The organism is Dietzia sp. SYD-A1 (assembly GCF_015356725.1).
In the GTDB taxonomy this organism is placed as follows: Bacteria; Actinomycetota; Actinomycetes; order Mycobacteriales; family Mycobacteriaceae; genus Dietzia.
Genome location: NZ_JADDKI010000003.1, coordinates 1 through 7374, shown reverse-complemented (window position 1 = coordinate 7374; position 7374 = coordinate 1). Strand labels below are relative to the sequence as shown.

5 protein-coding genes are annotated in these 7374 nt (G+C 71.0%); 2 read left to right on the top strand and 3 right to left on the bottom strand.

The annotated features are described in order from the left end of the window. Positions 1–1132: ABC transporter ATP-binding protein (locus tag IY392_RS00170; RefSeq protein ID WP_309233959.1), on the top strand; the 1132-nt coding region annotated here is incomplete at its 5' end. Here the strand turns inward: IY392_RS00170 and glpK are convergent. After that, complete coding sequence (gene glpK / locus IY392_RS00165; protein ID WP_194860211.1) at positions 1133–2692, bottom strand: glycerol kinase GlpK; 1560 nt, start codon at positions 2690–2692, stop codon at positions 1133–1135. It abuts the gene before it with no gap. A gap of 79 nt (positions 2693–2771) precedes the next feature. Between glpK and IY392_RS00160 the strand changes: the two genes are divergently transcribed. Beyond that, positions 2772–4547, top strand: coding sequence for a glycerol-3-phosphate dehydrogenase/oxidase (locus IY392_RS00160; RefSeq protein WP_107755919.1), 1776 nt, complete (start codon positions 2772–2774; stop codon positions 4545–4547). 112 nt (positions 4548–4659) lie between these two features. Here IY392_RS00160 and IY392_RS00155 read toward each other — a convergent pair whose 3' ends face one another. Both IY392_RS00155 and IY392_RS00150 read right to left on the bottom strand, forming a co-directional pair. Then, the gene (locus IY392_RS00155) at positions 4660–6447 is read right to left on the bottom strand and encodes an acetyl/propionyl/methylcrotonyl-CoA carboxylase subunit alpha (protein ID WP_107755920.1); all 1788 of its coding nucleotides are present in this window, start codon (positions 6445–6447) and stop codon (positions 4660–4662) included. A gap of 164 nt (positions 6448–6611) precedes the next feature. Next, positions 6612–7292 carry a nucleoside triphosphate pyrophosphatase gene (locus IY392_RS00150; protein ID WP_107755921.1) on the bottom strand — a complete coding sequence of 227 codons (681 nt, stop codon included), beginning with the start codon at positions 7290–7292 and terminating at the stop codon, positions 6612–6614. Positions 7293–7374: the final 82 nt, after the last annotated feature.

The window sequence follows — 7374 nt, the reverse complement described above, 5'->3', positions numbered from 1 at the left end:
GAGTACCGGCCCGGGCGGCCATCTCGGCTCGTTCGGAGGAGACCCAGGTGAGTGCTACATGACGGTCGACAGACGCCCCGGTGGCGTTCTCGAGCTCCGGGGGGTCGCCGGGGGCTACGGCGGCGCCACCGTGGTCCGAGACCTCGATCTGACCGTGGGCTCGGGCGAGGCGCTGGCCGTCCTCGGTGCCTCCGGGTCGGGTAAGACCACCGTCCTGCGCATGATCGCCGGGCTCCACCCCGTCTCGGCGGGGCGGATTCTCGTCGACGGTCGCCGGGTGGACCCGCTGCCCGCCCAACATCGCGGGATAGGTCTGGTCCCGCAGCAGGGCGCCCTGTTCCCGCACCTGTCGGTGGCCAAGAACGTCGGGTTCGGACTCGTGCCGGTCGACCCGCTGGCGCGATGGCGGAGCCGGAGGGAACGCGCGGCCCGGGTGCGCGAGGTCCTGGACCTCGTCGGGTTGGCGGACCGCGCCGACGACCGCCCTTCCCGACTGTCCGGCGGTCAGCAGCAGCGGGTCGCGCTGGCACGAGCTCTCGCCCCGGGTTCGGGCTTGATCCTCCTGGACGAGCCGTTCAGCGCTCTCGACGCCGCCCTACGGGGGCGGGTCCGCGCGGAGGTCTCGGCGCTGCTCGCGGAGTCCGGCGCGACGTCGGTCCTCGTCACTCACGACCGCGCGGAGGCGCTGGCCACCGCTGACCGGGTGGCCGTGCTCATCGACGGTCGTCTCGCCCAGGTCGACACTCCCGAACGGCTCTACTATCACCCGGTCAGTCGTGAGGTCGCCCAGCTCGCGGGAGAGGTCGTCCTGCTCCCGGCCGCCGCGGACGGCGGGGTCGCGCAGACCGCGATCGGCACCGTCCCGCTCGACTCGCCCGCGCACGGCGACGGAACCGTCCTGTGGCGCCCCGAGAGCCTGGCGGTCCGACGGGTCGGAGCAGAGGGTCACGGAGTGTGCACGGGCGTGGAGTTCGTCGGCGCGTCGACCCTGGTCCGGATGCGCTTCGACGGGACCGGGCAGAGCTTCGCGGTCCCCGTCTCGGGCGGCCGGATCGTCGAGGTGGGGGACCGGGTGGAGGTGACGCCCTCGCGGCCCGCCGTCTTCCACGCCGGGCCGCCGACCCCCGGCTGATCAGCTCTCCGTGGCCGCCCATCCCAGGGTCCGTTCGACGGCGTCGTTCCACCGACCCCACAGGCGTGCGCGCTCGTCCTCGGCCATCCGCGGCTGCCATCGCCGGTCCTCCCGCCACAACTCGCGGAGCCGGTCGGGGGAGTCCCACTGGCCCACCGCGAGACCCGCGGCGAACGCGGCGCCCAGCGCGGTGGTCTCGGTGACCTCGGGTCGGATCACGTCGATGCCCAGGATGTCGGCCTGGAACTGCATCAGGTAGTCGTTGACCACCATCCCGCCGTCGACGCGCAGCGCGTCGGCGGTCTCACCGGCATCGGCGGCCATCGCGTCGGTCATCTCGCGGGACTGGAAGGCCGTGGCCTCGAGCGCGGCTCGCGCCAGGTGTGCTCGCGTGTGGAACCGCGTCAGGCCCACCAGCGTCCCGCGCGCGTCCGGACGCCACCGCGGGGCGAGGAGCCCGGAGAACGCCGGCACGAGGTAGCAGTCGCCGTTGTCCCGGAGGGATTTGGCGAGATCCTCGGTCTCCTCGGCACTCGAGATCACCCCGAGGTTGTCCCGCAGCCACTGCACCAGCGAGCCCGCCACCGCGACGGAGCCCTCCAGGGCGTACACGGGGTCGGCGTCCCCGAGCTGGTAGCAGACGGTGGTGAGCAGACCGTTGTCACTGAACTGGGGCGTGGTGCCGGTGTTGAGAAGGAGGAACGCGCCGGTCCCGTAGGTGTTCTTGGCATCGCCGGGGTCGAAGCAGGTCTGGCCGAACATGGCGGCCTGCTGATCACCGAGGATCCCCGCGATGGGGGTGCCGCCGAACATTCGTCGCTCGGTCACGTGACCGATCACCCCCGAGGACGGCACGATGTCGGGCAGCATCGCCCGCGGCACCCCCATCTCGCGGCAGAGCTCGTCACACCAGTCGAGGGTCCGCAGGTCCATGAGCAGGGTGCGCGAGGCGTTGGTGACGTCGGTGACGTGCAGGGCCGGTTCGCCGTCGGTGCCGCCGCGGCGGCCACCTGTCAGGTTCCACACCAGCCACGAATCGATGGTCCCGGCCAACAGCTCTCCGGCCTCGGCCCGCTCCGTGCCCCGCCGCCCCTCGGAATCGAGGTGATCGAGGATCCAGCGGATCTTCGGACCCGCGAAATACGTGGACAGGGGCAGTCCGGTGGCGTCCCGGAACCGGTCGTCTCCGTCCGGGTGCGCTGCGGCCAACCGGGAGCAGATCCCGGAGGTCCGGGTGTCCTGCCAGACGATCGCGTTGTACACCGGTTCGCCGGTCTCCCGCTCCCACACCACCACGGTCTCCCGCTGATTGGTGATCCCGATCGCGCTCACCAGTGCCGGTTCGAGATCGGCGTGGCCGGCCACCTGGGCCATGGCGGTGCGCACGTTCTCCCAGATCTCCAACGGGTCGTGTTCCACCCATCCGGCCCGGGGCAGGATCTGCCGGTGTTCGACCTGGGCGGTCGCCGCGGGCACCGGCAGGCCGTCGTGGTCGAAGAGGATGGCCCGCGAGGACGTGGTCCCCTGGTCGATCGCGAGGATGAAGGTGTTACGCGTCACGTCGCCAGACTACGTCCGGCCGGGCGTAGAGTCGGGCGCGACCGGCCGGAATCCGATACCCGGCCCCGGAGGGAGCACGATGCCCACGAACAGATCCAGGTCCGTACTCGGCCCGGAACGCCGGGTCGAGGCGTGGCGGAAGCTCTCCGAGGAGTCCTTCGACCTCGTGATCGTGGGCGGGGGCGTGGTGGGCACCGGCAGCGCCGTCGACGCGGCGACGCGCGGCCTGAGCGTGGCGGTGGTGGAGGCGCGCGACTTCGCCGCCGGTACCTCCTCGCGCAGCTCCAAGATGTTCCACGGGGGGCTCCGTTACCTGGAACAACTCGACTTCGGGCTCGTCGCGGAGGCCCTCCACGAGCGCGAACTCAGCATGACCCGACTGGCCCCGCACCTGGTCAAGCCCCTGAAGTTCCTGTTCCCGCTGACCCGCCGGTTCTGGGAACGCCCCTACATGGCCGCGGGGTTCGTCCTCTACGACCTCATGGGCGGCGCCAAGAGCGTCCCGCCGCAGAAGCACTACAGCCGCGCGGGTGCGCACCGGTTGGCCCCCGGTCTTCGCGAGGACATCGTGGTGGGCGGCATCCGGTACTGGGACACCCTGGTCGACGACGCCCGTCACACCCTCACCCTCGCCCGGACCGCGGCGCTCCACGGTGCGGTGGTCGCCAACTCCACCCAGGTGATCGGGTACCTGCGGGACGGCGACCGGGTGACCGGGGTGCGGGTCCGCGACGCCGAGAGCGGAGCGGAGACCGATGTCCGCGCCGAGGTGGTGCTCAACGCGGCCGGGGTGTGGACGGACCATCTGCAGGAGATGTTGGGGGAGGTGGGCGGTTTCACGGTCCGTGCCTCGAAGGGGGTTCACATCGTGGTGGACCGCGACAAGGTCGACTCCGAGGCGGCCCTGATCCTGCGGACCGAGAAGTCAGTGCTCTTCGTGATCCCCTGGGGCGAGTACTGGATCATCGGCACGACCGACACCGACTGGCAACTCGACCTGGCCCACCCGGCGGCGACGGGGGCGGACATCGACTACATCCTCGGACACGTCAACGCCGTTCTCACCACCCCGATCGATCGAGACGACGTCCGCGGCGTGTACGCGGGCCTTCGCCCCCTGCTCTCGGGCGGGGCCGACTCGACCGCCAAGCTCTCACGGGAACACGCGGTGATGCGCGCGGCACCCGGGGCCGTGGTGGTGGCGGGCGGCAAGTACACCACCTACCGGGTCATGGCGGCTGATGCGGTCGACGCCGCGGTGGCCGAGTTGGGGCCCGAGCGCGCGGAGACCGTTCCGGCCTCGACCACCGATCGCATCCCGCTCCTCGGTGCCGACGGCTACCCGGCGATGGTCAACCGCGCGGACCGGATCGCGGACGATTACGAGATCAGGGAGGAACAGGTCCAGCACCTGCTGGGTCGGTACGGTTCGCTCCTCGAGGACGTGCTCGATCTGGCTGCGGACCGCCCGGATCTGCTGGAATCCCTCGTCGGCGCCGACCGCTACCTGCGGGTGGAGGTGGTCTACGCCGCGCTGGCGGAGTCCGCGCTGCACCTGGAGGACGTCCTGGTGCGCCGCACCCGGATCTCGATGGAGTACCAGCACGGAGGCGTGGCCTGTGCTCGAGAAGTCGCCCAACTCATGGCGGAAGTGTTGGACTGGGGTCCCGACCGCGTCGAGCGGGAGGTCCGGATGTTCGAGCAACGGGTCGAGGCCGAGCGGGCGAGCCAGGTGACGGAGTCCGACGACGAAGCCGATCATTTCCTTCGCGGCGTCCCCGAGATCCGCGAGTTCCTGGTGGAGGCGACCGTCGATCCCGCCGTCGCCGAACCGGTGGTCGACCACCCGGGCTGACCGGGCACGAACCCCGCGGGGGAGGGACGCAGTCCTGACGGCGCTCCCCGCATGAGACGTCGGCGCCGCCCGGGTGGGCGGCGCCGACGTCTCATGCGGGCGGGTCAGCGGATCACTTGATCTCGCAGAGCACCGTGCCCTGGGTGACCGCGGCTCCGGCGTCCACGGAGAGGTCGGTGACGACGCCGTCCTTGTGCGCGGTGACCGGGTTCTCCATCTTCATGGCCTCGAGGACGGCGATGAGTTCGCCGGTCTTGACCTCCTGGCCCTCCTCGACGGCCACCTTGACCACGGTGCCCTGCATCGGGGCGGAGACGGCGTCCCCGGAGGCGGCGGCACCGGCGGCCCCACCACGGGTGCGTGCCTTGGCCTTGCGGCGGACGGTGCCACCGTTATGGGATCCGCCGAAGGCGAGGTCGCCGGGCAGCGAGACCTCGACGCGACGGCCGTCCACCTCGACGACGACCTTCTTCCGCTCGACCGGCTCGTCGTCGTCGGCGGGGGCGCCGGTGGCGCTCCACGGCTCGATCGGGTTGTCCCACTCCTCCTCGATCCACTTGGTGTAGACGTCGAAGCCCTTCCCGTCTCCCACGAAGGCGGGGTTGGCGACGACGTGGGAGTGGAACGGGATGACGGTGGCCATGCCCTCGACCGTGTACTCGGCGAGCGCGCGGGCCGACCGTGCCAGCGCCTGGTCGCGGTCCTCGCCCCAGACGATGAGCTTGGCGAGCATCGAGTCGAACTGGCCGCCGATGGTGTCGCCCTGCTCGACTCCGGAGTCGACGCGGACACCCGGCCCACTGGGCTCGTGGTACGCCGTGATGGTGCCGGGGGCGGGCAGGAAGCCACGGCCGGCGTCCTCACCGTTGATGCGGAACTCGAACGCGTGGCCGCGCGGGGTCGGGTCCTCGGTGAACTCGAGGACCTCGCCCTCCGCGATCTTGAACTGCTGCAGGACCAGGTCGATGCCCGCGGTCTCCTCGGTGACCGGATGCTCCACCTGGAGTCGGGTGTTGACCTCGAGGAAGGAGATGGTGTCGCCCTGAACCATGTACTCGACGGTGCCGGCGCCGTAGTAGCCGGCCTCCTTGCAGATCGCCTTGGCGGAGTCGTGGATCCGCTTGCGCTGTTCGTCGGTGAGGAACGGGGCGGGGGCCTCCTCCACGAGCTTCTGGAAGCGGCGCTGGAGGGAGCAGTCGCGGGTGCCGGCCACGACGACGTTGCCGTGCTGGTCGGCGAGCACCTGCGCCTCGACGTGGCGGGCCTTGTCGAGGTACTGCTCGACAAAGCACTCGCCGCGGCCGAAGGCGGCGGTGGCCTCACGGGTGGCCGAGTCGAAGAGTTCGGCGACCTCCGACATCTCGTGGGCGACCTTCATCCCGCGCCCGCCGCCGCCGAAGGCGGCCTTGATGGCGATGGGCAGGCCGTACTGCTCCGCGAACTTCACGACCTCGTCGGCATTGGCGACGGGGTCCTTGGTACCGGCCGCCATCGGCGCGTTGGCCCGCTCGGCGATGTGCCGCGCGGTGACCTTGTCGCCGAGGTCACGGATGGCGTTCGGCGGGGGGCCGATCCAGATCAGGCCGGCGTCGATGACGGCCTGCGCGAAGTCGGCGTTCTCGGAGAGGAATCCGTACCCGGGGTGGATGGCGTCGGCGCCGGACTTGGCGGCGGCGTCGAGGATCTTGTCGAAGACCAAGTAGGACTCCGCGGAGGTGGTGCCTCCGAGGGCGAAGGCCTCGTCCGCCAGCTTGACGAAGAGGGCGTCGGCGTCGGGCTCGGCGTACACGGCCACGCTGGCCAGGCCGGCGTCCTTCGCCGCGCGGATCACACGGACGGCGATCTCGCCGCGGTTGGCGACGAGGACCTTGGTGATGTGAGAGCTGGCATGACTGGGCACTCAGGGCCTCCTGGTGATGGACGTCTCTTAGACCGGTGCGCCCGGTGGGGGACCGATATTCTCCAGCAGTCTAATGAGAGGCCCCCCTCATGTGTGGGATTGGGGGTCCGTGAGCTGCTCCGTGGGGTCGGGTGCTTCGGGACTCGGCCTCTCTGACCTGCTGTTCAGGCGCGAAGCTCAGGCCGCCACACCTGGTGTGCATGTATCCCGGCGTCCTCGAGGAGGCGCCGCAACAGCGGAAGACTGAGTCCGATGACACTCGACGGGTCGCCGTCGATCCGGTCGATGAACCACCCGCCGAGCGACTCGATGGTGAAGGCGCCCGCGCACTCGAGGGGTTCGCCGGTGCGGAGGTACACATCGAGGTCGGAGTCCGAGGGAGCGCCGAAGTGGACGGTGGTGTCGGAGGTGTCGGTCGCTCGCCCGGTGACGACGAGGGGCCCGTCCCCGGTGAGGTCGGCGAGCACGACGGCGTGGCCGGTGATGAGGACCCCGTGACGACCCCGCATCTTCTGCCACCGCGCCATCGCCCGTTCGTAGGTGTGCGGCTTGCCCTCGAGCCGACCGTCGACCAGGAGCATCGAATCGCAGCCCACGACGACGAGGGTGTCGGCCCCGGCCCCCCGGGCCTCATCCGCGAGCGACTCGCCCTCACGGTCGAGGACGTCCTGCGCCTTCGCCCGGGCCAGTTCCTCCACCACGCGTACATGCGGGGTCCCCTCGGCGAGAGCGGCCTGGAGCGCGTCCTCGTCGACCTGGGGGTGGCGGATGAGCGGGTCGACCCCGGCCTGCTGGAGGATCCGTAGGCGGGACGGGGAGGCGGAGGCGAGGACGACTCTGATCATGGGCCCAGCGTAGCCACGGCCGCGGACCCCCGCGGCGGGGCGACGGTGCGTGTGGCGGCGGGTGGGCGCGGTGGTGAAGGGG